This is a genomic window from Pseudomonas sp. CGJS7, from assembly GCF_036961695.1.
Genome location: NZ_JBAMDI010000105.1, coordinates 1 through 26,753, shown reverse-complemented (window position 1 = coordinate 26,753; position 26,753 = coordinate 1). Strand labels below are relative to the sequence as shown.

The following is a 26,753-nucleotide window of genomic DNA, read 5'->3' as shown; positions in this document are numbered from 1 at the left end:
GGCTTGAAGTCGAGACTGCGTATGACCGACAGTGCTTCGCTGAATAGGTGATGGCAGGATGCATGACGATGAAATATCCCACCCCGCTGATCGGCGCTCTGTGCCTGCTGGTTACCAGTAACTGGGCCGGTGCCGACCAGGTATTGCCCGCGCCACCGGAACTGGCCTCCGGCTACCGCAGCGGTTTGCAGCCTGTGCACGCCAGCCGGCACATGGTCGCCGCAGCCAACCCGCTGGCCAGTGAAGCGGGGCGGGCGATGTTGCGTGCCGGCGGCAGTGCGATTGACGCCGCCATCGCCATGCAGATGGTGCTGACACTGGTCGAGCCGCAGTCCAGTGGGATCGGCGGCGGGGCGTTCATCCTGTATTGGGATGGCAAGCGCGTGCAGGCATTCGACGGGCGTGAGGCAGCACCTGCGGCGGTGACGGAAAAGCTGTTCCTGCAAGCCGATGGCACACCCATGCCGTTTCGGGTGGCGCAGATCGGTGGGCGTTCGGTGGGCGTGCCCGGGGTGCTGCGTGCCCTGAAACAGGCCCACGAGCAGCACGGCAAGTTGCCCTGGCACGACCTGTTCGCCCCGGCCATCGCCCTGGCACGCAACGGCTTCGCGGTTTCCGAGCGCCTGCACACGCTACTGGCCGGGGACCCCTACATTGCCCGCTCACCCGCAATGGCTCGTTACTTCCTGGATGAACAGGGCAGGCCGCTGGCCGTGGGTACAATTCTGCGCAACCCTGAGTTGGCACAGACCTTCGAGCAGATCGCCGCACAGGGGCCCGAGGTGTTCTACAGCGGTGAAATTGCCGAAGCCATCGTCGCCAAGGTGCGTGGCCATGCCAATGCCGGGTATCTGTCGTTGCAGGACTTGCAGCGGTACCAGGCCAAGGAGCGCGAGCCGTTGTGCGGTCCCTACAAGGCCTGGCAGATCTGCGGCATGCCGCCGCCCTCATCGGGTGGGGTGACCGTCCTGCAAACCTTGGGCCTGCTCGAAGCCGTGCAGCGCACCGCGCCGCAACGCGACCTGGCAGCGCTGCGACCGCTGGCCACCTCGTCCCCGGCCCGCCTGGAAGCCCCGCCGTTGGCCGTGCACCTGATTGCCGAGGCCGAACGCCTGGCCTACGCCGACCGCGCTCAGTACCTGGCCGACAGCGACTACGTGCCCGTCCCGGTCAAGGCCCTGACCGATTCTGCTTACCTGGCCAGCCGCGCGGCGCTGATCGGCGAGCACAGCATGAAGCGCGCCCGCCCGGGCCAGCCGCAAGGGGCGGACCTGACGCTTGCGCCCGACCGCTCGCCACTGCGCATCTCAACCTCTCACCTCAGTGCGGTGGATGACAACGGCCAGGCCCTGGCCATGACCACCTCGGTGGAGGCCGCATTTGGCTCGCACCTGATGGTCAAGGGCTTCCTGCTCAACAATCAGCTGACCGACTTCTCGTTCATCCCCCACGAGCACGGCAAGCCGGTGGCCAATCGGGTGCAGCCGGGCAAACGGCCGCTGTCGGCCATGGCGCCGACGTTGGTGTTCTCGCGTGCCACGGGCGAGTTTGTCGCGAGCCTCGGTTCGCCGGGCGGCTCGCAGATCATCGGTTACGTGAACAAGGCGCTGGTCGGCCTGCTGGATTGGCGGCTCGACCCGCAGCAGGCCGCCGACCTGCCCAACTTCGGCAGCCGCAATGCCGGCACCGAAGTGGAAGCAGGGCTGAGCAGCCCGGCGCTGATCCGCCAGTTGGCAGCGTGGGGGCATGAGGTGACACCGATGACCATGACCAGCGGCATGCAGATCATCCAGCGCAGCGGCGAGGGTTGGTCAGGCGGTGCCGATCCCCGGCGGGAAGGAGTGGCCCTCGGTGACTAGCCGTGATAGAACGCAGACTTGCCATTCAGTCGTTGAATATCTAGATGTCTATCAGCGTGAAATCGAATAGAGCTCTGTTCGACCTCGACCTGCTGCGCGCCATTGTCGTGGTGGCCGACTGCGGCAGCTTCACCACCGCTGCCGCGCGGCTGCATTCGACCCAGTCGACGATCAGCCAGAAAGTACGCCGCCTGGAAGACATGGTCGGCCACCGCCTGCTGGTGCGAGGCAACCGTGATGTGCTGCCGACCGACGCCGGGCAGACCTTGCTCGGCTATGCCCGGCACATGCTGGCCCTGAACGATCAGATGCTTGAAGCCCTGGCCGGGGCGATGGTGGGCACCACGGTACGGCTTGGTGTGCCCGAGGACTTCGTGGGCGGGCGTACCACCAATGCGCTGTCGGCATTCAGCCGGCTGCACCCACAGGTGAAGCTCGAAGTGACCAGCGGCTTGTGCCGTGACCTGAGCCAGGCCTATGACAATGGCGAACTTGACCTGGTGCTGCTCAAGCAGCGGCGCAACAGCCGTGAGGGTGTGGCCTGTTGGCCAGAGCGTCTGCAGTGGATCGACAGCGCACACACGCCTGCCTTCGAGCTGGACCCGATCCCGTTGGTCACCTTTCCGCCACGCGGCCTGTACCGCGAGGACATGATCAACGCCATCGAAGGCATGGGGCGGCGCTGGCGCATCAGCTTTACCAGTTCCAGCCTCAGTGGCATCCAGGCTGCGGTCGCCGATGGCATGGGTATCAGCCTGCTGCCGCCCAGGGCGGCCACCGGCGAGCACAGGGTGTTGGGGGCCGGGCAAGGGCTGCCGGAGGTCGACAGCTATGAGATCGTCATCGTGCACCGGCCGACGGCGGATGTGATGGTCAAGGCGTTGGCTGAGGTGATGACGCAGTTGCTGGCGGGCGGTGGGATCTGACGGTCAGTGGGAAATGCGCTTGCACACGACCCAACGCCAGTGCGATCACTGTGGGCTTTTCCGGCGAGCACGGGCTAAGCCCGTGCCATGCACCGTGCAGCCTGCTTAGCGGGCATGCCTGCTCCCACACGTTCGACTAAACCGATTCAATGTCAGGCAACCCGTCGGATGCGGCTTTTGCCAGCGCGGCCTCGGGTGTGGCTGAACAGGTCTTTCGGGTCGTCCTCCACCCACGGCACCAGGTCGATCTTGGTGCCCATCCCGCGCTTTTCGGCTTGCTGTAGTACGTACCGTAGTACGGTGTAGTCTTCGAGGGCGAAGCCCACCGAATCGAATACAGTGACCTGGCTGTCGCTTTGGCGGCCCTCGGTTTCTCCGCGCAGCACGCGCCACAGGTCGACCACCGGAAAGTCCGCCGGCAGCTGCTGGATCTCACCTTCGATACGGGTTTGTGGCTCGTACTCGACGAACACCCGCGCGTTGCGCAGCACATCGGCGTGCAGCTCGGTTTTGCCAGGGCAGTCACCACCCACGGCGTTCAGGTGCATACCGGGCTCCAGCATGTCGGGGGTAATGATGGTGGCGTAGGCCTTGTCGGCCGTCACCGTGGTGATGATGTCCACGCCTTTCACCGCCTCGGCAACCGAACTGGCTCGGCGGATGGTCAAGCCGCTGTATTCCTTGAGGTTGGCGATAAGCTTGGCGGTGGCCAGCGGGTCGGTGTCGTAGGCGACGATTTCTTCGATGCCCAGGTGCTTGTGGAAGGCCAGGGCCTGGAATTCGCTTTGCGCGCCGTTGCCGATCAGCGCCATCTTGCGCGCGTTCGGGCGGGCCAGTGCCTGGGCTGCCATCAGCGAAGTCGCTGCGGTGCGCAGGGCGGTGGCGATGGTCAGTTCGGACAGCAGCACCGGGTAACCGGAGTCGACATCGGCCAGTACACCGAAGGCCATCACCGTATGCAGGTTGCGTGCAGTATTGGCCGGGTGGCCGTTGACGTATTTGAAGGCATAGCGGCTTTTGTCGGCGACCGGCATCAGTTCGATCACGCCCACTTCCGAGTGGCTGGCAACGCGCGCGGACTTGTCAAACGCCTGCCAGCGTTTGAAATCGTCCCGCAGGGCAGCGGCAAGCTCGCCAATAAACGGCGCTACGCCAATGTCATGCACCAAGTCCGACATGGTTGGAACATCAATGAAATACGTCATGCTCTTGCACCTTGTTATTGTGCGCTTGCCCAGCAGTGCGGGGTAAGCGCTTGAGATTATCGAAGTGAAGCCGCATGAACATTTTGATGACAGGTTGCGCCAATCGGAAGCATACAGGTTGTCAGTTTCGTCAGGCTTCTGGACAATCTGCCAACCCAACGTAGCAATCTGATTATTTGGCAGGCTTATGGACACGATCGATCGGGAACTGATTGCACTGTTGCGGGACAACGCACGTACCCCGGTGCTGACCCTGGCAAAAAAGCTGAAGGTGGCCAGGGCAACGGTGCATAACCGCATCACCCGGCTTGAAGAGCAGGGTGTGATCATCGGTTACACGGTACGTTTGCGCTCCGATGCGCTGGACCAGGGGGTGCGGGCAATCACCAGCATCGGCATCAGCGGCCACCATGCCGCAGAGGTCAAGCACGCGTTGCGCGGGCATCCCAATGTGGTGGCCATCCACACCACCAATGGCCGCTGGGACCTGATGGCAGAGTTGCGCGCCGACACCCTCGAAGCGTTCGACCGGGCGCTGAACGCCATCCGCTCGATCCCGCATATCGAGAACACCGAGACCAGCATCCTGCTGTCGACCTATAAGATGTGACCGCTGAGCCAGAGAGGGGTATTGCATAAAAAGCTGCTGACCCTGCTGCAGTCGGTCTGCGGCCTGCCGGCACTTCAAGGTTGGCGCTCAGCCACCGCTCGCAACGTACGCAACGTCACCACCGGCGTATCCACCACAAACCGGTTGGCCAGCCACCCCGGCACATCTCCGGCAGGGGCGGCCTGCAACTGGTAGGTCACCTCGGTCACCCGGTCACCCAGCGGTTTCATCTGCCACACACCACTCAGGTGCTCTACCCGGATCAGGCCGTCAACCTTGGGGATCCTGTCGGGATCGGCGCTCAGGTGGCGCACCAGGGTACCGTCGACCAGGCGTTCGCTGGTCACTTTCAGCACGATGTCCCGCGGCCTCGCCGGCCAAGGCAGCTGGGTGGTCAGGTACACCCAGGTGTTGTCACCCTCCACATCCAGCAGCCGCATCTGGTCACAGGCGTACAGCCACTTGCAGGCCACCCGCAGGTTATCCTGCAGGTCAGTGAGCGTGCGCAGGCTGGCTTTCATGGTGCTGACACCACGAAATTGCTGGTAGGGCGAGTCGCCTGCATCTTTCAGGTACACGCGAATGCCTTCGCGGTCGTAGGCCAGGTGCCAGTCATCGGTGGCCAGGGCAGAGGCGCACAGCAGCAAGGCCGCGAGCAGCAGGCAGCGGTTCATGGCCGGTACCCTGCAGGGGTGGGTATTTCAGTATGCGCGGCAAACAGAAAGCCCGCCAGGTTGGCGGGCTTGCGGGCATCAGCCTGGGCTTAGCGCTTAGGGTTCAGTGTCAGGTGTACGTGACGGTTCACGTCCTTGTACAGCAGGTAGCTGAAGTTGCCTGGGCCGCCGGCGTAGCAGGCTTGCGGGCAGAAGGCACGCAGCCACATGAAGTCGCCGGCTTCCACTTCGACCCAGTCCTGGTTCAGGCGGTAAACTGCCTTGCCTTCCAGCACGTACAGGCCGTGTTCCATCACGTGGGTTTCTGCGAACGGAATCACACCGCCGGGCTGGAAGGTGACGATGTTCACGTGCATGTCGTGGCGCATGTCGGCCATGTCGACAAAGCGGGTGGTTTTCCAGCGGCCTTCGGTGCCCGGCATCTCGATGACGGTGGCGTTGTCGCGGTGGGTGACGAAGGATTCCGGTACGTCCAGGCCTTCAACCTTCTGGTAGTGCTTGCGCAGCCAGTGGAAGGTGACGTTGGACTTGCTGTTGTTACGCAGGCTCCACTCGGCGCCCGGGGCCAGGAAGGCGTAGCCGCCAGGTACCAGGGTGTGGTGTTTGCCTTCGACGGTGATGTCCAGTTCGCCTTCGACGATGAACACCACGGCTTCCGCATCGGCGTCCAGCTCAGGGCGCTCGCTGCCGCCTTCCGGGGCCAGTTCGACGATGTACTGGGAGAACGTTTCGGCAAAACCGGTCAGCGGGCGGGCGATGACCCACATGCGCATCTTGTCCCAAAAGGGCAGGTGGCTGGTGACGATGTCACGCATCACGCCTTTAGGGATGACGGCATAGGCTTCGGTGAACATGGCACGGTCAGTCAGCAGCTCGGTTTGAGCCGGGTGCCCACCGTGGGGGGCGAAGTACGAATGGTTCGACATGGACGATCTCGACTTGTTGTTCTCTCCCCATGCCTTGAACCGCACCGGCCGGTGCGGCGCAGGGGATGTGGCCACAGAATAGGGTCGAGTGCGTGGCATCCACAAATTAAATGTTGGAATACCCGGTATTTGATCGCTGAATGCTGACCTGGCGCCCAACGTGCCGTTCGGGCAGCTGGCCGCCGCGGCCGAACAGCTTGTGGCGCAGGGGGCCCTCGGTGTAGCTCAGCGGGTAGCGGCCGCGCCGTTGCAGCTCGGGCACCAGCAGGTCGACCACATTGGCCAGGTCGTCCGGTTGCACGGCGTAGGTCAGGTTGAAACCGTCGATGCCGGTATGGTCCAGCCAGGTTTCCAGCTGGTCGGCCACCTCGCTGGCAGCGCCGATCAGCACGGGGCCGCGACCGCCCAGGCCAACGAACTCGGCGGCTTCGCGTACGGTCCAGCGGCGAGTGGGGTCGGCGGCGGTAAAGGCTGCCAGGGCAGCACGGCCAGCATCGTTCTCGACGTACTCGATCGGTGCATCGGGGTCGAGGCCGGCGAAGTCGATACCGGTCCAGCCTGACAGCAGCGCCAGGGCAGCGTCCAGGTCGACATAGCGGCGATAGTCGTTAAAGCGGGCCTCGGCTTCTTCCCGCGTGGGGGCGACAATCAACAGCGCCTGGGCGTAGATCAGCACTTCGTCACGGCCACGCCCGGCCGCTTCGCAGGCCTGGCGGATGCCGTCGGCGTAGCGGCGCAGCACCGTCGGCGTCGGCCCGCTGATAAACACGCATTCGGCATGCCGTGCGGCAAACTGCTGGCCGCGTGCCGACGCACCGGCCTGGAACAACACCGGGGTGCGTTGCGGCGACGGCTGGCAAAGGTGCATGCCGGGCACCTGGAAGTGCTCGCCCACATGGTTGATCGGGTGTACCCGCGAGGGTTCGATATAGCGCCCGCTTTCACGCTCCAGCAGCACAGCGTCGTCGTCCCAGCTTTTCTCCCACAGCTTGTACAGCACCTGCAGGTATTCCTCGGCCAGGTCATAGCGTTGGTCGTGGCCCAGTTGATGCGCCAGGCCGAGGTTGCGCGCAGCGCTGTCCAGATACCCGGTGACGATGTTCCAGCCGACCCGGCCATTGCTCAGGTGGTCGAGCGTGGACATGCGCCGGGCGAAGGGGTAGGGGTGTTCGTAGGTCAGCGAAAAGGTGACACCGAAACCCAGGTGCTCGGTCACCCCGGCCATTGCCGGCACCAGCAGCAGCGGATCATTGACCGGCACCTGCACGCCACCGCGCAGGGCGGCTTGCGGGCTGCCTTGATAGACGTCGTAGATACCCAGCACATCGGCGATGAACAGGGCGTCGAACAGGCCGCGCTCGAGCAGGCGGGCCAGGTCGGTCCAGTAACTCAGGCGGTTGAACGCCACACTGGTGTTGCGCGGATGGCGCCACAGCCCAGGGGACTGGTGGCTGGCAGCGTTCATGCTGAAGGCGTTGAAGCGGATCGGGCGAGGCATGGTCAGCGCGCTCCGTTCAAGGCAACACGGAAGCCGGGTAGACCGCTTCGGCCACCTGTAGCTTGCGTGGAATCAGGCCCAGGCCCTGGAAGGTGTCCGCCAGCTTCTGTTGTTCGGCAACGATCTGCGGGGTGATAGCGACGGCGTTGTAGTTGCGCCGTTCGCTGGCCACTTCCAGCACCTGGGTGCTGATCCCCAGCTGCGGTGCCAGCAGCGCGGCCACTTCGGCAGGCTTGGCGTTGGCCCACTGGCTGACCTTGCCCAGCTCGGCAAAGAAGGTTTTCAGCAGAGCACGGTGCTGGTCGGCAAAGCTGGCTGTGGACAGGTAGAAGGTGCGGTTGTTGGACAGGCCGCTGCCGTCGCGCAGGTTCTTCAGCCCTGGCTGGCTTTCTGCGGCGGCGAGGAACGGGTCCCAAAGGGTTACGGCCTGCACGCTGCCCGATTGCAGGGCGGCCACGGCATCGGCGGCATTGTTGACGTAGGCGGGGGTAATGTCCTTGTAACTGAGCCCAGCCTGCTGCAGGGCGACGGCCAGCAGGTACTGGGCATTCCATCCGCGGCCGGTGGCCACGCGCTTGCCTTTCAGGTCCTGCACGCTGGCCAGGTGGTCCTGCTCGCGCACGACCAGGCCGATGCCACGTGGGTAGGGTTGTTCGGCGGCCAGGTAGACCACGGGCTTGCCTGCGGCCTGGGCGAACACCGAGGGGGCATCGGCTGCGTGGCCGAGGTCGATGGCGCCGGTGCTCAGTGCCTCCAGGAGCTGGGGGCCGGCGGCGAACTCATGCCAGCTGACCTTCACACCTTGCGGTGCCAGGGCCTTCTCCAGGGCGCCGCTGCCTTTGAGGATGTTGATGCTGTTGAATTTCTGGTAGCCGATGCGCAGTGTCCTGGCGTCGTCGGCAATGGCTTCGGACCAGGGCAGCAGGGCGCTGGCGACGCTGGCCATTAAACCGCCGATCAGCAGACGGCGTAATGGTGAGAAGGCATGTTTGGGCATAGGCATTGCTCCTTGAATCGGGTGAGAGGCGATCTGCCCAGACTAAGGAGGTGGCGTTTGGCTTTCAATTTATATATTCCAGTTTGTTAGATTGTTTAGTTATTTTTATATCCTTTTGTTTTTAGTAGCGGGGTGCCTATCGTTGTTGGAGGCGCCATGGGCTGAGATCGGCGGGTCCTGCAGCACCCGTTTGTGCAGCTTTCGACATTTTTTTCACATTCGCTTGCTAGGATCCGCAACGATTCCGAGGAGCCCCCTTCATGCCGCACATCCTGCGCAAGCGCAGCGCCCGCATCGCCTTGACTGCCACCTCCGGCCTGCTCGCGGCCACCTTGGGCTTCTTCGCGTGGCAAAGTTTCTACCCGGTTCAGGCCGCTACCGGCTGGGATGTTGAGGTGTTGCATCGCGACGTAACCAAAGCCGCCTCGCTGTTACCGCAAACGGATGGCAGCCTGCTGGTCAGCCGTGAACTGGATGACGGCCGGGGCAGCATCCTCAAGATCACGGCTACGGGCGAGCGCGTCGTGCTGATCGATAACCTGTCCAAGCCCGACGGTATGGTCGCGGCGCAGGGCGGCTGGGTGTTCAGCCAGGAAGGTGGCCTGGCACCTGTCAGCCTGTCCCGCGATGGCCAGGTCACCCAGCTGTTCGACGGCGAGAGCGTGCAAGGCCTCTGGAACGAAGGCAACTATCTTTATGCCATCGAAGACCGCAAGGGCAATGGTCGCCTGATGCGCTATGACTGGAGCAGCGGGCAGCTGGATGTACTGCGGTCCGGCCTGACCGAAACCGAAGGCCTGACCCGCTGCAGCGACGGCCGCCTGCTATACACCGAAAAGGCCAATGGCAGGGTCCGCTCCCTGTCCGACGATGGCAGCGACCCAGTGGTGGTCGACGGTCTGCATAACCCTACATTCTTGTATTGTGATCAACGTGGCTTATGGATCAGCGAGGACAACACACACCGTGCGCGCCTGCTGCGCATCGATGCCGATGGCAGCCAGCAAACGGTGCTGACTTTCCTCAAGGCTCCGCAGGCGATCATCGCCGATGGTATCGGGGGTTATCTGCTCGCTGAAGGTGGGCGTAACCGCGTGCTGCGCCTGACGCCCGCGCCGGCGCCCGCGACTGCCCAGCGTAACTGACTGTGCGCCTGGCTGATGATCAGTGCCTGCAGGCTGACCGCGCTGCTCGAGCCCAAGGCATCATGGCTACCCGACCAACAGCGTGCTTCCCTGCATGGCCGCGCTAACGGATAATCCCGGCATTCCAATAAACAGCCTGTGAGTGGGTATGAGTGATTCCGTAGTCGGCCTCGGCCAGCCTGAAACCGAAGGGGTGCGCAAAACGCGCAAGAACAACCCTGAGAAAACACGCGAGGACATCCTCCAGGCCGCCATCAACGAGTTCGTTCAGCAAGGGCTGGCCGGCGCCCGCGTCGACGCCATCGCCGAACGCACCGCCACTTCCAAGCGCATGATCTACTACTACTTCGGCAGCAAGGAGCAGCTGTATTGCGAGTGCCTGGTGAAGTTGTACGGGGATATCCGCAAGACCGAACAGAGCCTGGACCTGGAGTCGTTACCGGCTGAGCAGGCGATCCGCCGGCTGGTGGAGTTCACCTTCGATCACCATGACCGCAACGTCGATTTCGTGCGCATCATCTGCACCGAAAACATCCACTATGGCGAGTACGTCAAGCAGTCGCCGGCCATTCGCGAAATGAGCAGCCTGGTGCTGGAGGCCCTGGGCAACACCCTGCGCCGTGGCGTTCAGGAAGGCGTGTTCCGCGCCGGCATCGAGGTCATCGACCTGCACATGCTGATGAGCTCGTTCTGCTTCTACCGGGTGTCGAACCGCCATACGTTTGGCGAGATCTTCCAGATCGACCTGTCTGATGAGCAAATAAAGCTGCGCCACAAAGCCATGATCTGTGATGCGGTGTTGCGGTATATCCAGCTCGAGCCTCGTACCTGAGATTGCTCGAGCGCCTGGGCTGGCTCAAAGGGCCTCGGTCACTCGCCCAGCCGTTGCTCGCGCGACGGCGGGTAGCCGAAATACGCCGCATAGCACTTGCTGAAGTGCGACACCGAGACAAACCCGCAGGCCACTGCCACTTCCATCACCGACAGGTCGGAATACTGCAGCAGCCGGCGGCTCTTGGTGATGCGCAGCTCCATGTAATAGCGCCGGGGCGACGTGCCCAGCTGGGCCTGGAACAGGCGGTCGATCTGCCGCCGCGAGCGCCCGCTGTAGGCGGCCAGCTGGTCGAGGCTGAGGGTTTCCTCCAGGTTGTTCTCCATCAGCTCGACAATGGTGCGCAGGTGCAGGCTCATGGACTTCTTCGCCCCAGGACCCACCTGGCGGTAGCGCGCACCGGAGAATGACAGGATTTCCTCGACACCTTCGGCCAGGCCATCACCATACAGCCGGCGTACCAGGCCCAGCATCAGCTCCATGGCGCCATTGGGGCTGGCGGCGCTGAGGCGGTCACGGTCGAGGGTAAAGCTGGCCGGGGTGATGCGGGTTTGCGGGCTGCGCTCCGACAGGCTGGCACGTTGCTCGGGGTGGATGCTGCAACCGTAGTCGTCCAGCACCCCGGCACGGCCAAGGAACCAGGCGCCGTTCCACAAGCCGCCCAAGGCCATGCCGTGGGCCGCGCAATCGTCCAGCAGGCGATCGAGTTCCGGGTACTTGAGTGGTGTGCGCAAGCCGCCACAGACCACCAACAGGTCCAGCTCCTTCAGCGCCGCGGCGGACAGCTCGGTGGCCACCAGTTCCAGCCCCAGGTCGCTGAGCACCCGGTCGCCGTCCAGCGACAGCGGGGTGAACCGGAAGCTGTCGGCACGTAGCAGGTTGGCCGTGACCAGTACGTCCATGGCCACCGTGAAACTGGCCATCGAGAAGTGTTCGAGCAGGATAAAATCGACCCGATAGGGCGCCTGGGCATTGGCGCTGCTTGTTTTGAGCCGTAGCATGTTGCTGGTGCTGGTCTTTTGGCTGAACTGGCGTGGCGTGGGCACTCTGAACTCCGCTTCCTGGCTGGCCCGCAGAGTGTGGACGGTGCCCGGAGGAAAGACAATCTCCCCGGTGGCTGTGTCGTATTACAGGTCGTGTTCAGGCAAACCTGCCTGTCCTGGCGCTTTACCGCTATGCTGACCTCCCGTCATTGAGGATGCCCCTGATGAGATATGCCGCTGTAGTGATGCTCAGCCTGTTGCCGTTGCTGGCCAACGCCCTGGAGCAGGGCGACAAGCTTGCCCCGTTCACACTGCTCGACCAGTACGACCAGGCCTACAGCCTTGCTGCCGACACGCAGATACTGCTGGTGGCGCGCGATATGGACGGTGCCAAGCTGGTCAAGGCGGCACTGGACGAGCAGCCCAAGGGCTACCTGGAAGCACGCGCCGCTGTATTCGTGGCCGACATTCAGCGCATGCCTGCGCTGATCAGCAAACTCTTCGCTGTCCCGGCCATGCGCGATTACAGCTACCGGGTGCTGCTCGACCGTGATGGGCGAGTGGCCAGCCGTTACCCCGGGCAGGAGGGCCAGGTGCAGTGGTTACAACTGCAGCAGGGCGTGCTGGTCAGCCAGCGGGCGTTCACCGATGCAGCGGCGTTGAAGGCTGCGCTGGAGAATGCACCACGGCAATAAGGCCTTTTCGCCGCGCCTGCAAAGAGGCGCGGTGAGTCAAATCAATCTGAACCCTCAGCGCTTGCAGCAACCCAATCCAATACATGCCATTGGGAGAGCGCTCATGGAAATCGGTACGATCTGGATCATCATCGCAGCCTTGGTCATTCTGCTGGAGATCTGGGCCATCTGGCACATCATCGGCAGTGAACGGCGCGCCGAGCGCAAGATGCTGTGGATCGTCTTCGTGGTCTACGCACCCTTCCCCGGTTTGCTGTTCTGGGCCTGGCGCGGGCCGCGGGCGGTGAAGGGCAGGGCGGTGCTGCAGGAAAAATGACGGTTTGCGGCCTCGGGCGCGGGGGCGCCCGAGGCCGTCGAGGGTCATTTGGGCAGGATGTCGAAACGCATGGGTGGCCCCAGCCCGTCCACCATCAGGCAGCCGTAGAACTTCACGGTGGACAGTACGCGCAGTTCCTTGAGCGCGTCATGGATGTAATCGCGGACCAGCTTTTCAGCTTCCCGCTTGCGGTCAGCGAGGGTGGTGCCATTGAGCGTGATCATGCCAAGCAGCGTGGTTTCAATGTGCTCGACGGTGTCCAGGCCGAGCTTTTCCCGCAGGTGCAGACGTGCCTGTGCCGCATCGGTTTCATCGCGTGGAGCGCTGTGCGGCTTGATGGTATAGGCCAGCTGAAAATCAAATTTGCTCATCGGTTTTTCCTTGTTGGTTAAAGGCCTCCATGCCTGGCTTTGCAATCTAGTGTGGTGTTTCACAAATAACGACCATAACTCGCGGCGCTTTTTGCGCTCATGCGGCGTTGTCGCTCCTCGCCGTAGCTGGGCTACGACTCGTCGCGACGCCTTGCCTGAGCGCAAAAATCGCTCGCGAGTTATTGGCCGTATTTGCAAAACACCACACTAGGCTCTGTACGAAAAGCCTTGATACTTGTTCATGCTGCGTTGAAAACAGCCTCGGAATGCTCATGTACTCCAGTACAGTCGGGCGCGACCCCGGCCGTTCCTCGGCTGTTTTCGCCTTGCCTGACCTGCGTCTCAAGACTTTTCGTACAGAGCCTACGGCCTGACAGCCACTGCGCAAACACACGCGTGGTTCCGACATGACGGTGTTTTGTACGAAATGCCCTACTTCGTGCTTGACCTCGAGTTAGCTTAAGGTCTGATACTCCGGCGCTCTTCCAACCGAGCAAGGGCTTGTCGTGACCTCATCAAGCGCATTCCAGCTAAGCAACCCCGAAGGCCTCTACGACCCCAGTGGCAACGCCTACTCCCATGTCGCCGAAGTGCGCGCTGACAGCCGTCTGCTGTTCATCGCCGGTCAGGGTGGGGAGGATAGCCAGGGCCAGTTGTCACCCGTGTTCGCCGAACAGGCCCGGCAGGCGCTGGCCAACCTGGAGCGGGCCCTGGCGTCGAAAGGTGCCAGCCTGGCCCAGGTGTTCAAGCTGACCCTGCTGATTGTCGAGCACTCCGAAGCGCGCCTGCACCAATGGGTGGCCGAGGCCGACAGGGCCTGGGGGGCGCACATGAAACCGACCTGCACGCTGATACCGGTGCCCCGGCTGGCGCTGGACGGCATGCTGGTGGAGATCGAAGCAGTAGCCGCCGTCTTGCTCAAAACCTGAAAAGCCGGCGCGGTCGCCCGTAGGTGCGGGTTTACCCGCGAACACCGGCGTAGCCGGTGCCATAAGGCAGTGCCCTGTTAGTTTTACCAGTTGTTTTATCTCCATCAGCGCCTAAGATTCAGAGCGACATGCGGGAGCTAACAGATGGTCGACTCTGACAAAACTACGCACTTTTTCTTGCAACAGGGTAAAGTTCATACAGCTTTATCGGGTACATCAGCCATGGTGTGCGTTAGAGCGCAACCAGAGATAGTAGCCGAAACGCGGCTAGAGCAAGAATCTACACGCACGGCGTTATTGGCTACAGACGGAGTGCAGACCGTGGTCGTGGTCAAGTCTCAGGCGCAGGGGGAGTCGGTTGCCTACAATGCTTATGGCTATCACACCCCCCATGACATTCCTCCGCACCGGCCAGCATTCAATGGTCACTTGCTGGTGAACAGCCAGTATTTACTCGGTAATGGCTATCGCAGCTATAACCCTGCCTTGATGCGTTTTCACAGTCCGGACAGTTTCAGCCCCTTTGGCGCAGGTGGATTGAACTGTTATGCCTACTGTATGGACGACCCGGTCAACTTCAGTGACCCCGATGGGCATTCACCAAGATTGAGGTCAAACAGCCTGCCCGGGCTCAAGTCAGAGGCGAAGATGAATCGCATTGTGTCGGGGAGGGTTGAAAAAAGGCCAAGACGTAGTAGCGAAGGCTATTACATGTCGTCATCGCTCATGGATGAAACAGTGCAAGACATATTGAATGGGCAGCCGGGTTGGAACACCTCAGGCGCACCCGTACAAGGCAGCCTGCAGCGTGGTCAGGCATCAAGCTCTGGTCAGGTAAAGTCATCCTCGATGGCTGGTATGAGAGCAGGAAAAGGCACGGTGGCTTCGGACTCCTGGATCTATAGGCGCCAGAAGCTTGATAACACCGATATTGAAGAACTTAGGAGCTTCAATGCTGAGAGTAGGCATGTTTTTTTGGGTTTGGATCTAGAGAAGTCTCGTGAGCTGCGAACCATTACGATCGATGCTATGGCTGCAGGGATTAATGTGCGGAGAGCGCTTAAGGATAGTAAAATTCAGCCGACGCATTCAGCTGTTGTTAGGGTTGCAGATACTGTTTCACATGCTCTCAAAAGAATTCGTAGTAAGAGGGAGTCTACCAGTTGGCGCTCTGATTAATGTCGTAGTGGTCTGCGTGTCTGATTACTCTATTGCAGCAGTAGGGGGGCGTATGTCTACGTTTAGTCAGGTTTCAGACAGCCCGCAGAGCGAATTGGTGTGTGGGCGGGGCCATGCATAGGATCGCGAAAGTTTTAGGTACGCGCTGTACCGGTGGAAGCAACTGTCTTGCTCAAAACCTGAAAAGCCAGCGCGGTCGCCCGTAGGACCGGCTTTACCCGCGAACACCGGCGTAGCCGGTGCCATCCTCCACGGTGGATTCTTCCTTGTATATCGGTGCCGGTCCTGACTAAATGCCGCTATAACAACAATCCCACTCAGAGGTGACCACACCATGAGTACAGGCACGACCACGCTTACTGACCGCAAGACCAGCGCCTGGCTTTGGCCTGCCCTTTTCAGCCTGGTGGCGTTTGCCGCCAACTCGGTGTTCTGCCGGCTGGCGCTGAAGGACGGGGCGATCGACCCGGTATCCTTCACCGTGGTACGTCTGGCCAGTGGTGCGCTGTTTCTGCTGTTGCTGATTCGCCTGCGCAAGCCGGTGCAGGCCATGGGCGGCAGTTGGTGGGGCGGCCTGGCCCTGTTCCTGTACGCGTTCCTGTTTTCTGCGGCGTACCTGCAACTGGGCGCAGGTGCAGGGGCGTTGTTGCTGTTCGGTGCCGTGCAGATCACCATGTTCGGCTTTGCGTGGTACAGGGGCGAACACATCACTGTACGCATGCTGCTGGGCATGCTGATTGCCTTTGCCGGCCTGCTGGTGCTGTTGTTGCCTGGCGTCTCGGCGCCGCCGTTGGCCAGTGCCTTGCTGATGGCCCTGTCCGGTGTGGCCTGGGGGGTGTATACGCTACTGGGCAAAGGCTCGCCCAGGCCGCTGGCCGACACTGCCGGCAATTTTGCCCGCAGCTTGCCGTGCCTGGTGCTGCTGCTACCGATGCTGTTGCTGGGTGCCGGCCCGCACCTCACGCCACTTGGCTTGTTGTATGCCTTGGGTTCCGGTGTGCTGGCTTCTGGCGCAGGCTATGCCGTTTGGTATGGCGTGGTCAGGCAGATCAGTGCGCAACAGGCGGCTACCCTGCAACTGAGTGTGCCGGTGATTGCCGCCCTGGGCGGGGTTGCCCTGATTGGCGAACCGGTGTCGTTGCGTTTGTTGATCGCCTGTGTGGTGGTGTTGGGCGGCATTGCCCTGGCGCTGGCGCCGCGCCGTTAAAAAAAGCTGCGCTGGGCCTTGAGTGTGACCACGCTGTCGCAATAGGTATTGATGCCCGAATAGGCATCGCAGCTCGCGCCACTCAGGCTGGAGTTGCTGTAGATCAGGTTCAGGTCGATGCCCAGCCAGGGCCGCGACAGCTCCAGTGACCAATCGGAAAAGGTATTCACCTGGCTGCCATCGCCAATGGTGAACGGCGTGCCCAGGCGGTGGTGGGCGAGCTTGACGGTGAAGTCGACGTCGAACATCGGCAGATGGCCGAAGTCGGCGAACAGCGTGCCCGTGCGGTTGTCGGGGTTGTCGCGCAGCGCCCCGCCGAAGCGGCTGCCCAGCACCGAAATCCCCCCATACAGGGCGTAGCTGTCGGGGCCTGCGATATTGGGCTGACTGTAATGGATCAACCCTACCTCATAGCCCAGGCTGCTGTCGAAATGGTGCTTGTAGCCCAGGTAGCTGTCCAGGCGCAGGGTCGAGTCGGGGGTGACGCCCATGCTTGGGGCGTACTGGCCCAGGTACCAGCCACTGGGGTGGCTGAGGTCGAGCCCGCCATGGAATGCGCCAACGGCACTGGGTGAGATAAGCCCTTGCGCCATACTGCGTGAGGGGGTGGTGCCGAGTGTGAAGTCGAAATCGCCCAGTTGGCGTTTCATCTGCTGGGCTTGCGACGCGGGGCTTAAAAGCAGTGCAGCACTCAGCAACAGAAGGGGCCTGATCATGGTCTCCGTCCTGGAAGGCTTGCGGTTGAGCGGTAGAGGATACCTGCGCAAGTGGAGGGAGGGAACCGCCGGTTAGCCCGTTCAGCCTTTGGTCGAAGGTTCAGCGTCGGCAGCCTCGGTCACGACAGGCAGGTTACCGGCACGCAGGATGACCCGCCGTTGCTGCTCGTAATTGTCCAGCGACAGGCCGCGGCGCTGTAAGGCTTCCAGTTGCAACTGGCGGGTTTCCTCGGCGGTGTACGGGCGCAGTTCAGGGTGGCTGGCACAGCCGCTGATCACGGCGATGGCAAAAACGACAAGGGTGGCGGACAGCTGGCGGGCCAAGGTATTCATTGGTTAGCTCCAGGGCAGTCTAGGAAGCAGCGTGGGGATGGCGCTAGGTTATGCGGCCACAGCGTTCGTTAGAAATTGCCCCGCTCGATAGTGACTATCGACGGTTCCGGCGAAGCCCACCTATAGACTCAAATGCATCAACCATCCCACCGTTGAAGCGCGAAAAGTTAGCGTCCCCTCGTCTGGTCAAAAGCACTGCCATTGCTACCCTTAACCCACGCGGTCTGACCTCATGGGGATAAGCGATGCGCATGCCATTGTTTGCTGTCCTGTCGGCACTGCTTTGCCTGAGCGCTGCCCCTGGCCTGGTGTTGGCCGCAGACGTGCCCGCGCCGGATCCGGCGCCATCCGCTGCCACGCCCGTGGCCAAGGACCCGGTGTTCTCCCAGGAGCAACTGGACCAGATGCTGGCCCCCATTGCCTTGTACCCTGATCAGTTGCTGGCTCAGGTGCTGATGGCGTCAACCTATCCGGGGCAGGTCAATGAGGCCGTGACCTGGTCCAAGGCCAACCCCAAGGCCACCGGTGACGATGCAGTCAGGCAAGTGGCCAAGCAGCCCTGGGACCCTAGCGTACAGGCACTGGTGGCCTTTCCGCAGGTGCTGGCAACGCTTGGCCAGGACCCGGTCTGGGTGCAGCGCCTGGGCGATGCTTTCCTCGCTCAGCCCGATGATGTCATGGGCAGCGTGCAGCGTTTGCGCCACCAGGCGCAGGCTGCCGGCAATCTGCAGAGCAGCCAGTACCAGAACGTAACCGTGCAGACCGCACCTGCGCCAGCCGCCAGCGGCAGTAGCACCCAAGGGGCAGCGGCCAGCAGCCCGCCCACCACCATCGTCATCGAGCCGGCCGACCCGCAAGTGGTGTATGTGCCTAGCTATAACCCGACCACCACCTATGGCACCTGGGCCTACCCTGCCTCGCCCCCGGTGTATTACCCGCCGCCGCCCATGTACTACCCCGGTTCCGCGCTGGTGGCCGGCCTGGCCTTCGGTACCGGCGTGGCAATTGTCGCCTCGCTGTGGGGCGATTGCGACTGGGACAACAATGACATCGACATTGACGTCAACCGCTACAACAACCTCAACGTCAACAACCGCATCACCAACAACCAGAACAAATGGCAGCACAATGCCGCCAACCGCGACGGGGTGCCATACCGCGATTCTCGCAGCCGTCAGCAGTACGGCCGCCAGCTGGACGGTGCCACTCAGCGCACCGCGTTCCGCGGCGACGACGCCCAACGGGCCCAGGCCCGAGACAAAGCCAGGGCATCGATGGACCGCGCAGGTATCGAACGGCCGGCTACCAGTAACCGTCAGGCCCGCGAGCAAATGCGCGAGGCCAAGGCAGGCAATCCTGACGGCAACCGCATGCCGTCCCGTGATGATGGCGCGCGGGCGACTGACCGTCGGCAGGAAACCCGCAACGTCCAAGGCCGCCAGCAGAACGGCAACCTGGCCAATCAACGCCGGCAGGGCGACGGCCAGGCGCGGCCGCTGGCGCAGAGCCGTCCTGCCAATACGGCAGGCCGTGCCCGCAACAATGCTTTCGACGGCGTGCGCTCACCGTCGCGCACCAGCGCGCAGGCCAACCGCGGCCGTACCAGCCAGTCGTTCGCTCAGCGGCCTGGTGCGTCGCGTGCCGCCGGGCACCCGATCTCCCGGCCCAGTGCGCCCGCGCGTCGCGGCGCAGGAGGCCGTCGATGAAGCGCCCGACACTCGCTGCATTGCTGCTGACGGCAGGTCTGGCCTGGTCGTTCATGGCCGCTGCCCAGCAAGCCTTCCCAACGCCGGAGAAGGCCGTGGAAGCCTTTGTCGCGGCGCTGGGCCAGGAAAAACCTGATGAAGCCCGCCTGGCCCAGTTGCTGGGCGATGACTGGCGCACCTACATACCGCGCGGTGGTGTGCAACGCAGCGATGTGGATACCTTTCTCGAGCAGTATCGCGCACAGCACAGCATCGACATGTCAGGCGAGGGCAAGGCCATCCTGGCGGTGGGCACCGGTCATTGGACCTTGCCCATACCGCTGACCAGAACCAGCCAGGGCTGGCGCTTCGACCTCAAGGCGGGCAGTGCCGAAATCCGCGCCCGTCGTATCGGGCGCAACGAGCTGGGTGTTCTGCAGTCGCTGCTGGCCTATCACGATGCGCAAATGGACTACGCCACCCAGGACCATAACGGCAATGGTGCGCTGGAGTACGCACAGAAGATTTTCAGCGAGCCGGGCAAGCATGACGGGTTGTATTGGGATGACGATGGCGACGGTGACATCAGCCCGTTGGGCCCACTGTTCGGCCAGGATGTGGTCGGTGACGCCTGGTATGGCTACCACTTCCGCATCCTGGATGCACAGGGCCCATCTGCCCCGGGCGGTGCCTACAGCTACCTGATCGGCAACCAGATGAGCCGTGGCTTCGCCATGGTCGCCTGGCCGGCCAGATACGACGACACCGGGGTGATGAGCTTCATGATCAGCCATGACGGCCAAGTGTTCGAGAAAGACCTCGGGCCGCATGGCGACAGGCTGGCGAAGGAGATGAAACGCTTCGACCCGGACGACAGCTGGAAAGTGGTGGATGTGGCGGCGGGGGATTGAGCCCGCCAAGCCAACGCGACCGCGCCCCTTGTGAGCGCGGGCAATTTTCCGTTGTTGTGATCAGTGCGTACGCGTAGCCCGCACCTCGCTCGCCGTGCACCCATACTGCTGGCGGAACGCGCGGGTGAATTGCGCCTGGTCGGCAAAACCCCAGCGAAATGCCAGTTCGCCGATGGCCAGGTGGCAATGCGGGTCAAGCAGTTGTCGGTGCACGGCCTCCAGGCGTTGACGGCGTACCCACTCGCCAAGGGTGTAGGGCGTGATCGCGAACAGCTTGTGCAGATAACGCAGCGACAGCCCACAGGCGCTGGCGATGGTTTGTGGCGACAGCTCGGGGTCACCCAGGTTTTGCTGCACGTACTGCTCGACCCGCGTCAGGTGCAGGGTGCTGAGGTTGCTGCCTTCGCTGCCCAGCACGCGCTCATCCTGTTGCAAGGCCAGCAGCAGGGTGGCGGAGGCCTGTTCCAGCAGTAAATGCCGGGCTGCCGGGGGGCTGGTGTCGAAATGGCGGGCACACAGGTCGAGTTGCTCGACGAAGATGCGCCCCAGGCCCTGACGGGCATCGAAGCAATGCCGGGTATAGCGCTTGTGCCCCAGCAGGTTGGCTTTGAGCGCACGCTCGGGCAGCTTGAGCACCCACAAGTCGTTCTGCGTGCCGTAGTGGAAGCGATAGGGTGCATCGCCGCGCTCGACGATGAAACCGCCCGGGCTGCAACTGATCTGGTGGCCGTCCTGTTCAAAGTACACCTCGCTGCCATGCGGCACGGTCACCAGGTAGAACGCTTCATGGTCCTGGCCGATGTGCGCTTTGCTGCGCGAGTAACCCAGCTGGCTGGACCGCAGGCGCGACAGGCTGAGCGGTGTGCTCGGCGTACTCCAGCGCTGCAGGTGGCCATCGAACGGCTGTCCGGCAGCAAATTCAAGGCTTAGCGGAAAATAGGTGTCACTGATGGCTTCGGCCCAGCGTACCTGGCGCTCTGGCTGTGGCCAGCCGTGGGTCGAGAGTTCTGTGGGCATGGTGGGTCCTTTTTCAAAGAGGGCAGCATTGAAAAAAGGAACTGCAGGCAAGCTACTCAAGCAGCTCTTGTTATTGTACGAACCGCCCGGCAGCGCAAAACTGCCGGGCGGTTGTCAGGCCCATGATCGGCGCGCGCCGACCCCAAGATCAACCCCCGCGTGTCACCCGGTAGGTGGCCGAAGGCTCCAGGCGCGCCTGCCAGCCGGGTGGCAGGACAATGTTGGTGGTGTCTTCCTCGATCACACAGGGGCCATGCACGGTCTGCCCTGGCAACAGGTGGTTGCCGTTGAACACCGGTGTGGGCTGCCATTCACCGTCGGCACTGAACAGCATCGGGCGGACGGATTGCGCGGTGGGGGCGGGGGGCTCGGCCGGCCCCTGCAGCTCGGGTTGCGGCGGGCGTGGCAGGTGGCCGATCACCGAGCACTCCAGGTTCACCAGCTCCACCGGGCTGTCGGGTTCGCTGTACGAGTACAGGGTCTGGTGGCGGCTGTGGAAGCGGCTGACCAGCGCGGCCAGCCCTGCCTCGTCCAGGCTGTGCTGCTGCAGGTCCACACTGCACTCATGAATTTGCCCCAGGTAGCGCATCTCCAGGGTGTAGTGGCAGCTGCTGGCCTGGTCGCCAAAACCGTCTTCGCGCAGATTGGCCAGGCCTTGCTGGCGCAGTTCGGCGAGGGCCTGGTTGAGTTGCGCCAGGTCGACGTGCCCGGCGTCCAGGCGCATCGACAGGCTGGTGAGCTGGTCGTAGCGCACGTCGGACAGGATCTGGCCGAACGCACACAAGCCCGAGGCCACCTTGGGGATCAGCACGGTGTGCATGCCAATTTCTTCGGCCAGGCGCACCACGTGCATGCCCGCCGCACCGCCTGCACCGATCAAGGCGAAGTCACGCGGGTCGTGACCGCGCTCGATCGATACGCGGCGGATGCCGTTGACCATGTTCAGGTTGACCAGGGTGGTGATGCCGAATGCCGCGCGTTCCACACTGATGCCCAGCGGTTCGGCGACCTTGCTCCGGATGGCGTCCAGCGCGGCCTGGCGGTTCAGGCGGATACTGCCGCCCAGCAGTGCGCCGTCGGGCAGGTAGCCAAGAGCCAGGTTGGCGTCGGTGACCGTGGGTTCATGGCCACCCTTGCCGTAGCACACCGGCCCAGGCATGGCGCCGGCGCTGCGCGGTCCGACCTGGAGCATGCCAAACTCGTCCAGGTGGGCGATGGAGCCACCGCCGGCACCCAGGGTCTCCACCTGGATCATCGGCACGCCGATGCGCTGGCGCAGGAAGTCCACGTCCTTGCTGAAGTTGGTGCGTCCGGCGTTGGTCAGGGTGATGTCGAACGAGGTGCCGCCCATGTCCACGGTAATGACGTTGTCGATACCGAACGGCCTCGCTACCGCCAACCCGGCTTGTGGTGCCGAGGCCGGACCGGAGTTGATCGCGTTGACGGCGCGCTCACGCATCAGGTGCCCGGGCGCCAACCCGCCGTTGGACTGGAAGTAGCGTACTGGCTGCTGTGCGCCAAGCTCCTGGAACAGGCTGTCGATGCGCGCCACGTAACGTGCCATTACCGGGCTGAGGTAGGCGTTGACCACGGTGGTGGAGGTGCGGGTGTATTCGCGGATCTGCGGGAACACCTCGCAGCCGGTGCAGACGAATACCTCGGGCAGGGCAGCCCTTACCAGTTCGGCGGCCCGCTGTTCGTGGCTGGGGTTGCGTACCGACCACAGGAAGGAAATGGCCACGGCCTGCACGCCTTCGGCACGGAAGTAGTCGATGGCGGCATGGATGGCGGCTTCGTCCAGCGGGCTGTGCTCACGGCCATCGCCAAGGATTCGGCCACCGATCGGGCGGCGCAGGTGGCGTGGGGCAAGCATGTGTGCCGGCGGGTAGTGGGCGTCGTAGCGGTGGCCTTCTTCCTTGTGGCCCAGGCGGATTTCCAGGCTGTCCTCGTGCCCCTCGGTGCACAGCAGGCCCACCTTGACCCCGGTGCGCTCGATCAGCGCGTTGAGGGCCACGGTGGTGCCGTTGATGCACAGGTCACAGTTGGCGATCAGTTCGGCCGGGCTGCGCCCGGTGGCGTCGGCGATCTGTGCCAGGCCGGCGCGAATGGCCAGGGTGCCGTCCTGGGGCGTGGACGGGGCCTTGAACAGCTGCACGCCGCCGTCGCGATCGGCCAGGATGAAATCGGTGAAAGTGCCGCCGGCGTCTACGCCCAGGCGATATTGGTTACGCATGCGTGTTCTCCGGTTAGCGCGGGGCGCGGGCAAGGCGGGTGGCTGTTTCGTCCAGTTGGCCATCGGCATCGAGGACCACGCCATATTCCAGGGCTGCGCCTTGTGGCGAGACCAGGCCGTTGCGCACGTCCTCCAGTACTGCTGCGACCCGACGGCGCAGCGGGTCGCCGTAGCCACCACCCCCTGGGTTGATGTTGATGATGCGTTCGCCGGGCTGCAGGGTGAGCATGGGGTTCTGCGTGTAGTGGTCTTCGCGGCCATCGGCGTGGCGATGGATCAGCCGGCCCAGTTTGGGCTCGAGCAGGGCATTGCGAGCCCCGGCGGCACCGGCGGTGGGCAACTGGCGGCCCTCGCCGAAGCCGACCACGGTCATGGCGTGGTCCAGCGGTTCGATCTCCAGGCGGGTGCCCGACCCACCGCGCAATTCACCGGCGCCACCACTGTCGGCCATCAGGCTGTAGCGGTGGATCAGCACCGGATACGCGTGTTCGAGCAGCTCGATGTCACCGCTCATCAGGGCCCCGAAGCAGCACAGCGGGCCGCAGGCGTGCCAGCCATCCATCACCTTGTTGGCACCGGCTCCGGAAATGATCGAGGCCAGCACCATCGTCACGTACTCGCTATTGCCGTTGCGCGGGTCGCGGCCGGCAATGTTGATGCCGCTGGTATGCCCCCAGGAGGCCGTAACCCGCTGTGGCGAGGCCTGTTCCAGCGCAGTGCGCACGGCATCGGCGAGGGTTTCCATCGGCGTGGTGGTGCAATTGACGTGGGGCGCGGGTTCCTCGGCATTGCACAGCGTACCCCTGGGGCCGACATCGACCGTTACGCAGCGATACAGGCCTTCGTTGTAAGGCGGCGCCACCTGGGCGAACATCATCAGCCCCAGGTACACCCCGGATACCGAGTTGCCCTCATAGGAATTGATGAAGTACGGCACCTGCGGCGGGCTTTCGATGCGTACATGGGCCTGGTCGCCACGGATCTGCACATGGGCGGTGATGGCCAGTTCACCCAGGCCGTGGCCGGCATCTTCGAGCACGGCGGTGCCGCTGTAGTCACCATCCGGCACATCGCGCAACAGCGCCCGCATGTGTCGGTCGGCCATGTTCTTCAGCTCGGCGATGCAGGCACGCACCTGTGCCACGCCGTATTTGTCCAGCAGCTCCAGCAAGTGCCGCTCGCCGACCTTGCAGGCGCCATACTGGGCATTGAGGTCACCTTCCTGATAGGGGCGGGCGCGCATGTTGGTGAGCATGAAGTTGATCACGTCCTCACGACGCTTGCCCTTTTCCCACAGCTTGACCGGTGGAATGCGCAGGCCCTCGGCGTAGATCTCCTTGGCATCGGGGTTGTAGCCCGCCGGCACCGGGCCGCCGATGTCGGTCAGGTGGCCCTTGCAAACGGTCCAGAACACCAGCTCGCCTTGGTAATACACCGGTTTGTACATGCAGCAGTCGAGAATATGGCTGCCCTTGTAGGCGGGGTCGTTGTGGTAGATCACGTCGCCTTCGGCGATGTCGTCGCCGAAGAACTCGGCCACGCACTTCATGGCCGGGATCAGCGAGCCCAGGTGGATGGGAATGTCCTGGCCCTGCAGGATCATTTCCGGCAAGTGGTCGAACAGCGAGTTGGAATAGTCGTGGGCCAGGTTGAACACACTGGAGCGCCCGGTCTTTTCCAGGGTCAGGGTCATTTCGCGTTGCGCTGTCTCCAGCGCACCCCGGACAACCGCAAGGGTGATCGGATCTACTGTCTGCATAGGTCACCAACGTTTGTTCTTGTGCTTTGGGTGCGTGCCGCAGCGGGGCGGCGCGTGGTGACAGGCTAAGGGGCGGGGTGGGGGGAAGGCTTGTCGCTGGGTGTACCGGTTGTTGTGTCTGGGCGCACTTCAAGTTCGGGCAGGCGACACAACTATTGCCCCAACATCTGTCGCACCAGCCATTGCCCGGCCGGCCCCAAGGCACGCCGGCTCGACCAGGCCACATCCATATCCACCCGCCGGGGGTAACCCGCTATCTGCAACTCCACCAGCTCGTTGCCAAACCGTTTAACCAGTGCCCTGGGCAGTTCGGCCCAGCCAAACCCGCGCACGGCGAACTCCAGCAGGGTCAGGTAATCCGGTGCCGACCACGCTTGGCCACGGCCATGGTGCAGGCTGGGGGCATAGGTCTTGATATACAGCTGTCGGGCGTTCTCCAGATGCTGCGCCTGTACCTGCGCCAGGCTCGCCAGCGGATGCTCGCTGGCGACATATACGCCGAACTCTGCCTGCTCCGGCAAGCGCGCCACGGCCACGTCGGCGGGGTAGCCGGGCTGTGTGGCAAGGATGCCGACATGGGCCAGGCCCTGCTGGACCATCTCGATCACATCAGCGTCCTCCGCCGGGCCGCAGCGTAGCTCGGTATGGGGGTAGTGCTGGGCGAAACGAGTCATCACCGCCCCTTGGAACGTTACGCTGTAGCTGTCCGACATCACCACAGATACCAGCGCCTCTACATTTTGCGCCAGTCGCACTGCCAGCGCATCGAGCTGGGCGCTGGCATCGAGAATCGCCTCGACATGGCTCAGCACCTGCCTGCCTGCTTCATTGAGCGTGGGGTGGCGGCCATTGCGGTCAAATAGCGGACAGCCAATATCGGCCTCGAAATTGGCGATGGCGATGCTGACAGTGGACTGGCTTTTGCGCAGCTTGCGCGCCGCCGCAGAAAACGAACCTAGCGAGGCGGCTTCGGTAAAGGCGACCAGAGCTTCGGGAGAGTAACGCATGGTATTGATAAAACCGATGGTAGCTATATCGCGAGTATCAGTTCTATCAAAGAGAATGGGAAGCACGACTCACGCAATGGATGGGATTTGCAATGAAAAACGTGTCTTTCACCGAACGCCTGGTCCACGCCGTTGGCTATGAAGTTTTTGCGGTACTGCTGTGTGCGCCGCTGCTGTCCTGGATCATGGGCAAGTCGCTGGCAACGGCGGGCGCGCTGGCGGTGACCCTGTCGGTGATCGCCATGCTGTGGAACATGGTCTACAACGCACTGGTCGATCGCTGGGTGCAAACCGAACGCATCAACTGGAAGGCCAGTACGCGTTTCGTGCACGGTCTTGGCTTCGAAGCCGGCCTGGTGGTGTGGTGCCTGCCGGTGGCGGCTTGGATGCTGGAGGTTTCGCTGCTGCAGGCGTTCATGGTGGAGCTGGGCTTCTTCGTGATCATCCTGCCCTACACCGTGGTGTACAACTGGGCGTTCGACAAAGCCCGGCACCTGCTGGTACAGCGGCGCCTGGCATGATTCGGCCACCCGGCGCGGTTCATTGATCAGGGGGGACACAGGTCGGTGGTTGAGCACAGGCCGTCGTGTAGGAGCGGGTTCACCCGCGAAAGGGCCGGCCCTGCTGGCCAATTTCCACCCGCAGTTCACCGTTGCCGCCACTACCGTATTCGCGGGTAAACCCGCTCCTAGCACGGTGGTGGTCACACGTCGGGGATTGGGCGCAGCCCGTCGTGTAGG

At 63.1% G+C, this 26,753-nt stretch carries 26 protein-coding genes; 13 read left to right on the top strand and 13 right to left on the bottom strand.

Features of this window, described 5'->3' with window-relative positions; genetic code table 11:
- Nucleotides 1–68: 68 nt before the first annotated feature.
- Nucleotides 69–1,859 carry a gamma-glutamyltransferase gene (gene ggt, locus V7787_RS39640; RefSeq protein ID WP_279840850.1) on the top strand — a complete coding sequence of 597 codons (1,791 nt, stop codon included), beginning with the start codon at nucleotides 69–71 and terminating at the stop codon, nucleotides 1,857–1,859.
- A 44-nt stretch (nucleotides 1,860–1,903) separates the two neighbouring features.
- Nucleotides 1,904–2,785 carry a LysR substrate-binding domain-containing protein gene (locus V7787_RS39635; RefSeq protein WP_003247855.1) on the top strand — a complete coding sequence of 294 codons (882 nt, stop codon included), beginning with the start codon at nucleotides 1,904–1,906 and terminating at the stop codon, nucleotides 2,783–2,785.
- A 152-nt stretch (nucleotides 2,786–2,937) separates the two neighbouring features.
- Here V7787_RS39635 and V7787_RS39630 read toward each other — a convergent pair whose 3' ends face one another.
- Nucleotides 2,938–3,990: an ornithine cyclodeaminase gene (locus tag V7787_RS39630; protein ID WP_019751839.1), complete on the bottom strand. Its 1,053-nt coding sequence runs from the start codon at nucleotides 3,988–3,990 to the stop codon at nucleotides 2,938–2,940.
- A 187-nt stretch (nucleotides 3,991–4,177) separates the two neighbouring features.
- Here V7787_RS39630 and V7787_RS39625 point away from each other — a divergent pair, with 187 nt between their 5' ends.
- The gene (locus tag V7787_RS39625) at nucleotides 4,178–4,600 is read left to right on the top strand and encodes an Lrp/AsnC family transcriptional regulator (RefSeq protein ID WP_010954389.1); all 423 of its coding nucleotides are present in this window, start codon (nucleotides 4,178–4,180) and stop codon (nucleotides 4,598–4,600) included.
- 74 nt (nucleotides 4,601–4,674) lie between these two features.
- Here the strand turns inward: V7787_RS39625 and V7787_RS39620 are convergent, their stop codons facing one another.
- The 4 genes from V7787_RS39620 to V7787_RS39605 all read right to left on the bottom strand — a co-directional run bounded on the left by V7787_RS39620 (nucleotide 4,675) and on the right by V7787_RS39605 (nucleotide 8,695).
- Nucleotides 4,675–5,274, bottom strand: coding sequence for an START domain-containing protein (locus V7787_RS39620; RefSeq protein WP_336093101.1), 600 nt, complete (start codon nucleotides 5,272–5,274; stop codon nucleotides 4,675–4,677).
- A gap of 89 nt (nucleotides 5,275–5,363) precedes the next feature.
- Entirely contained in the window at nucleotides 5,364–6,200 is an 837-nt protein-coding gene (locus V7787_RS39615) for a bifunctional allantoicase/(S)-ureidoglycine aminohydrolase (RefSeq protein ID WP_003247865.1), read from the bottom strand.
- A gap of 106 nt (nucleotides 6,201–6,306) precedes the next feature.
- The gene (locus V7787_RS39610; RefSeq protein WP_060545452.1) at nucleotides 6,307–7,698 is read right to left on the bottom strand and encodes an LLM class flavin-dependent oxidoreductase; all 1,392 of its coding nucleotides are present in this window, start codon (nucleotides 7,696–7,698) and stop codon (nucleotides 6,307–6,309) included.
- A 16-nt stretch (nucleotides 7,699–7,714) separates the two neighbouring features.
- Nucleotides 7,715–8,695: an aliphatic sulfonate ABC transporter substrate-binding protein gene (locus tag V7787_RS39605; RefSeq protein WP_336093098.1), complete on the bottom strand. Its 981-nt coding sequence runs from the start codon at nucleotides 8,693–8,695 to the stop codon at nucleotides 7,715–7,717.
- Nucleotides 8,696–8,955: 260 nt separating this feature from the next.
- On the opposite strand from V7787_RS39605, the gene V7787_RS39600 reads away from it, so the two are divergent.
- Both V7787_RS39600 and V7787_RS39595 read left to right on the top strand, forming a co-directional pair.
- Nucleotides 8,956–9,840: a hypothetical protein gene (locus V7787_RS39600; RefSeq protein WP_336093096.1), complete on the top strand. Its 885-nt coding sequence runs from the start codon at nucleotides 8,956–8,958 to the stop codon at nucleotides 9,838–9,840.
- 148 nt (nucleotides 9,841–9,988) lie between these two features.
- Entirely contained in the window at nucleotides 9,989–10,672 is a 684-nt protein-coding gene (locus V7787_RS39595) for a TetR/AcrR family transcriptional regulator (protein WP_004577026.1), read from the top strand.
- Nucleotides 10,673–10,710: 38 nt separating this feature from the next.
- Here V7787_RS39595 and V7787_RS39590 read toward each other — a convergent pair whose 3' ends face one another.
- Complete coding sequence (locus V7787_RS39590) at nucleotides 10,711–11,718, bottom strand: GlxA family transcriptional regulator (RefSeq protein ID WP_004577025.1); 1,008 nt, start codon at nucleotides 11,716–11,718, stop codon at nucleotides 10,711–10,713.
- Nucleotides 11,719–11,879: 161 nt separating this feature from the next.
- Here V7787_RS39590 and V7787_RS39585 point away from each other — a divergent pair, with 161 nt between their 5' ends.
- Together V7787_RS39585 and V7787_RS39580 are read left to right on the top strand one after the other, a co-directional pair.
- Entirely contained in the window at nucleotides 11,880–12,350 is a 471-nt protein-coding gene (locus V7787_RS39585) for an FAD/FMN-containing dehydrogenase (protein WP_336093095.1), read from the top strand.
- A gap of 103 nt (nucleotides 12,351–12,453) precedes the next feature.
- Complete coding sequence (locus V7787_RS39580; RefSeq protein WP_003247877.1) at nucleotides 12,454–12,666, top strand: PLDc N-terminal domain-containing protein; 213 nt, start codon at nucleotides 12,454–12,456, stop codon at nucleotides 12,664–12,666.
- Nucleotides 12,667–12,710: 44 nt separating this feature from the next.
- Here V7787_RS39580 and V7787_RS39575 read toward each other — a convergent pair whose 3' ends face one another.
- Nucleotides 12,711–13,037 (bottom strand): hypothetical protein, encoded by a 327-nt coding sequence (locus tag V7787_RS39575; protein WP_336093094.1) that lies wholly within the window; start codon nucleotides 13,035–13,037, stop codon nucleotides 12,711–12,713.
- 506 nt (nucleotides 13,038–13,543) lie between these two features.
- On the opposite strand from V7787_RS39575, the gene V7787_RS39570 reads away from it, so the two are divergent.
- The 3 genes from V7787_RS39570 to V7787_RS39560 all read left to right on the top strand — a co-directional run bounded on the left by V7787_RS39570 (nucleotide 13,544) and on the right by V7787_RS39560 (nucleotide 16,352).
- Complete coding sequence (locus tag V7787_RS39570) at nucleotides 13,544–13,966, top strand: RidA family protein (RefSeq protein WP_064493375.1); 423 nt, start codon at nucleotides 13,544–13,546, stop codon at nucleotides 13,964–13,966.
- Nucleotides 13,967–14,110: 144 nt separating this feature from the next.
- On the top strand, nucleotides 14,111–15,145 hold the full coding sequence (locus tag V7787_RS39565; RefSeq protein ID WP_104887744.1) for an RHS repeat-associated core domain-containing protein: 1,035 nt from the start codon (nucleotides 14,111–14,113) through the stop codon (nucleotides 15,143–15,145).
- Between the two features lie 334 nt (nucleotides 15,146–15,479).
- Nucleotides 15,480–16,352: a DMT family transporter gene (locus tag V7787_RS39560; protein ID WP_336093091.1), complete on the top strand. Its 873-nt coding sequence runs from the start codon at nucleotides 15,480–15,482 to the stop codon at nucleotides 16,350–16,352.
- On the opposite strand, the gene V7787_RS39555 is transcribed toward V7787_RS39560, so the two are convergent.
- Entirely contained in the window at nucleotides 16,349–17,068 is a 720-nt protein-coding gene (locus V7787_RS39555; protein WP_104961513.1) for a TorF family putative porin, read from the bottom strand. The two genes, V7787_RS39560 and V7787_RS39555, sit on opposite strands and share 4 nt — an antisense overlap.
- An 81-nt stretch (nucleotides 17,069–17,149) precedes the next feature.
- Nucleotides 17,150–17,401 carry a hypothetical protein gene (locus V7787_RS39550; RefSeq protein ID WP_064614264.1) on the bottom strand — a complete coding sequence of 84 codons (252 nt, stop codon included), beginning with the start codon at nucleotides 17,399–17,401 and terminating at the stop codon, nucleotides 17,150–17,152.
- A gap of 245 nt (nucleotides 17,402–17,646) precedes the next feature.
- On the opposite strand from V7787_RS39550, the gene V7787_RS39545 reads away from it, so the two are divergent.
- Together V7787_RS39545 and V7787_RS39540 are read left to right on the top strand one after the other, a co-directional pair.
- Nucleotides 17,647–19,107, top strand: coding sequence for a DUF3300 domain-containing protein (locus V7787_RS39545; RefSeq protein WP_336093087.1), 1,461 nt, complete (start codon nucleotides 17,647–17,649; stop codon nucleotides 19,105–19,107).
- Entirely contained in the window at nucleotides 19,104–19,997 is an 894-nt protein-coding gene (locus tag V7787_RS39540) for a DUF2950 domain-containing protein (protein WP_336093085.1), read from the top strand. Before V7787_RS39545 ends, V7787_RS39540 begins: the two co-directional genes overlap by 4 nt.
- A 60-nt stretch (nucleotides 19,998–20,057) precedes the next feature.
- Here V7787_RS39540 and V7787_RS39535 read toward each other — a convergent pair whose 3' ends face one another.
- From V7787_RS39535 to V7787_RS39520, 4 genes are all read right to left on the bottom strand, one after another.
- Nucleotides 20,058–21,014, bottom strand: coding sequence for a helix-turn-helix domain-containing protein (locus V7787_RS39535; RefSeq protein ID WP_336093084.1), 957 nt, complete (start codon nucleotides 21,012–21,014; stop codon nucleotides 20,058–20,060).
- Between the two features lie 148 nt (nucleotides 21,015–21,162).
- Nucleotides 21,163–23,247, bottom strand: a complete 2,085-nt coding sequence (gene capA, locus V7787_RS39530) for a caprolactamase subunit alpha (protein WP_336093083.1) — start codon at nucleotides 23,245–23,247, stop codon at nucleotides 21,163–21,165.
- 13 nt (nucleotides 23,248–23,260) lie between these two features.
- On the bottom strand, nucleotides 23,261–25,006 hold the full coding sequence (gene capB, locus V7787_RS39525) for a caprolactamase subunit beta (RefSeq protein WP_012052132.1): 1,746 nt from the start codon (nucleotides 25,004–25,006) through the stop codon (nucleotides 23,261–23,263).
- Between the two features lie 152 nt (nucleotides 25,007–25,158).
- The gene (locus V7787_RS39520; RefSeq protein ID WP_104887739.1) at nucleotides 25,159–26,013 is read right to left on the bottom strand and encodes a LysR family transcriptional regulator; all 855 of its coding nucleotides are present in this window, start codon (nucleotides 26,011–26,013) and stop codon (nucleotides 25,159–25,161) included.
- Between the two features lie 92 nt (nucleotides 26,014–26,105).
- Between V7787_RS39520 and V7787_RS39515 the strand changes: the two genes are divergently transcribed.
- Nucleotides 26,106–26,534 carry a multidrug/biocide efflux PACE transporter gene (locus V7787_RS39515; RefSeq protein WP_064493384.1) on the top strand — a complete coding sequence of 143 codons (429 nt, stop codon included), beginning with the start codon at nucleotides 26,106–26,108 and terminating at the stop codon, nucleotides 26,532–26,534.
- Nucleotides 26,535–26,753 lie beyond the last annotated feature (219 nt).

Coding starts and splice junctions, on each gene's coding strand:
- ggt (WP_279840850.1), top strand. CDS start 69: ATGAAATATCCCACCCCGCTGATCGGCGCTCTGTGCCTGCTGGTTACC.
- V7787_RS39635 (WP_003247855.1), top strand. CDS start 1,904: ATGTCTATCAGCGTGAAATCGAATAGAGCTCTGTTCGACCTCGACCTG.
- V7787_RS39630 (WP_019751839.1), bottom strand. CDS start 3,990: ATGACGTATTTCATTGATGTTCCAACCATGTCGGACTTGGTGCATGAC.
- V7787_RS39625 (WP_010954389.1), top strand. CDS start 4,178: ATGGACACGATCGATCGGGAACTGATTGCACTGTTGCGGGACAACGCA.
- V7787_RS39620 (WP_336093101.1), bottom strand. CDS start 5,274: ATGAACCGCTGCCTGCTGCTCGCGGCCTTGCTGCTGTGCGCCTCTGCC.
- V7787_RS39615 (WP_003247865.1), bottom strand. CDS start 6,200: ATGTCGAACCATTCGTACTTCGCCCCCCACGGTGGGCACCCGGCTCAA.
- V7787_RS39610 (WP_060545452.1), bottom strand. CDS start 7,698: ATGCCTCGCCCGATCCGCTTCAACGCCTTCAGCATGAACGCTGCCAGC.
- V7787_RS39605 (WP_336093098.1), bottom strand. CDS start 8,695: ATGCCCAAACATGCCTTCTCACCATTACGCCGTCTGCTGATCGGCGGT.
- V7787_RS39600 (WP_336093096.1), top strand. CDS start 8,956: ATGCCGCACATCCTGCGCAAGCGCAGCGCCCGCATCGCCTTGACTGCC.
- V7787_RS39595 (WP_004577026.1), top strand. CDS start 9,989: ATGAGTGATTCCGTAGTCGGCCTCGGCCAGCCTGAAACCGAAGGGGTG.
- V7787_RS39585 (WP_336093095.1), top strand. CDS start 11,880: ATGAGATATGCCGCTGTAGTGATGCTCAGCCTGTTGCCGTTGCTGGCC.
- V7787_RS39580 (WP_003247877.1), top strand. CDS start 12,454: ATGGAAATCGGTACGATCTGGATCATCATCGCAGCCTTGGTCATTCTG.
- V7787_RS39575 (WP_336093094.1), bottom strand. CDS start 13,037: ATGAGCAAATTTGATTTTCAGCTGGCCTATACCATCAAGCCGCACAGC.
- V7787_RS39565 (WP_104887744.1), top strand. CDS start 14,111: ATGGTCGACTCTGACAAAACTACGCACTTTTTCTTGCAACAGGGTAAA.
- V7787_RS39560 (WP_336093091.1), top strand. CDS start 15,480: ATGAGTACAGGCACGACCACGCTTACTGACCGCAAGACCAGCGCCTGG.
- V7787_RS39555 (WP_104961513.1), bottom strand. CDS start 17,068: ATGATCAGGCCCCTTCTGTTGCTGAGTGCTGCACTGCTTTTAAGCCCC.
- V7787_RS39550 (WP_064614264.1), bottom strand. CDS start 17,401: ATGAATACCTTGGCCCGCCAGCTGTCCGCCACCCTTGTCGTTTTTGCC.
- V7787_RS39545 (WP_336093087.1), top strand. CDS start 17,647: ATGCGCATGCCATTGTTTGCTGTCCTGTCGGCACTGCTTTGCCTGAGC.
- V7787_RS39540 (WP_336093085.1), top strand. CDS start 19,104: ATGAAGCGCCCGACACTCGCTGCATTGCTGCTGACGGCAGGTCTGGCC.
- V7787_RS39535 (WP_336093084.1), bottom strand. CDS start 21,014: ATGCCCACAGAACTCTCGACCCACGGCTGGCCACAGCCAGAGCGCCAG.
- capA (WP_336093083.1), bottom strand. CDS start 23,247: ATGCGTAACCAATATCGCCTGGGCGTAGACGCCGGCGGCACTTTCACC.
- capB (WP_012052132.1), bottom strand. CDS start 25,006: ATGCAGACAGTAGATCCGATCACCCTTGCGGTTGTCCGGGGTGCGCTG.
- V7787_RS39520 (WP_104887739.1), bottom strand. CDS start 26,013: ATGCGTTACTCTCCCGAAGCTCTGGTCGCCTTTACCGAAGCCGCCTCG.
- V7787_RS39515 (WP_064493384.1), top strand. CDS start 26,106: ATGAAAAACGTGTCTTTCACCGAACGCCTGGTCCACGCCGTTGGCTAT.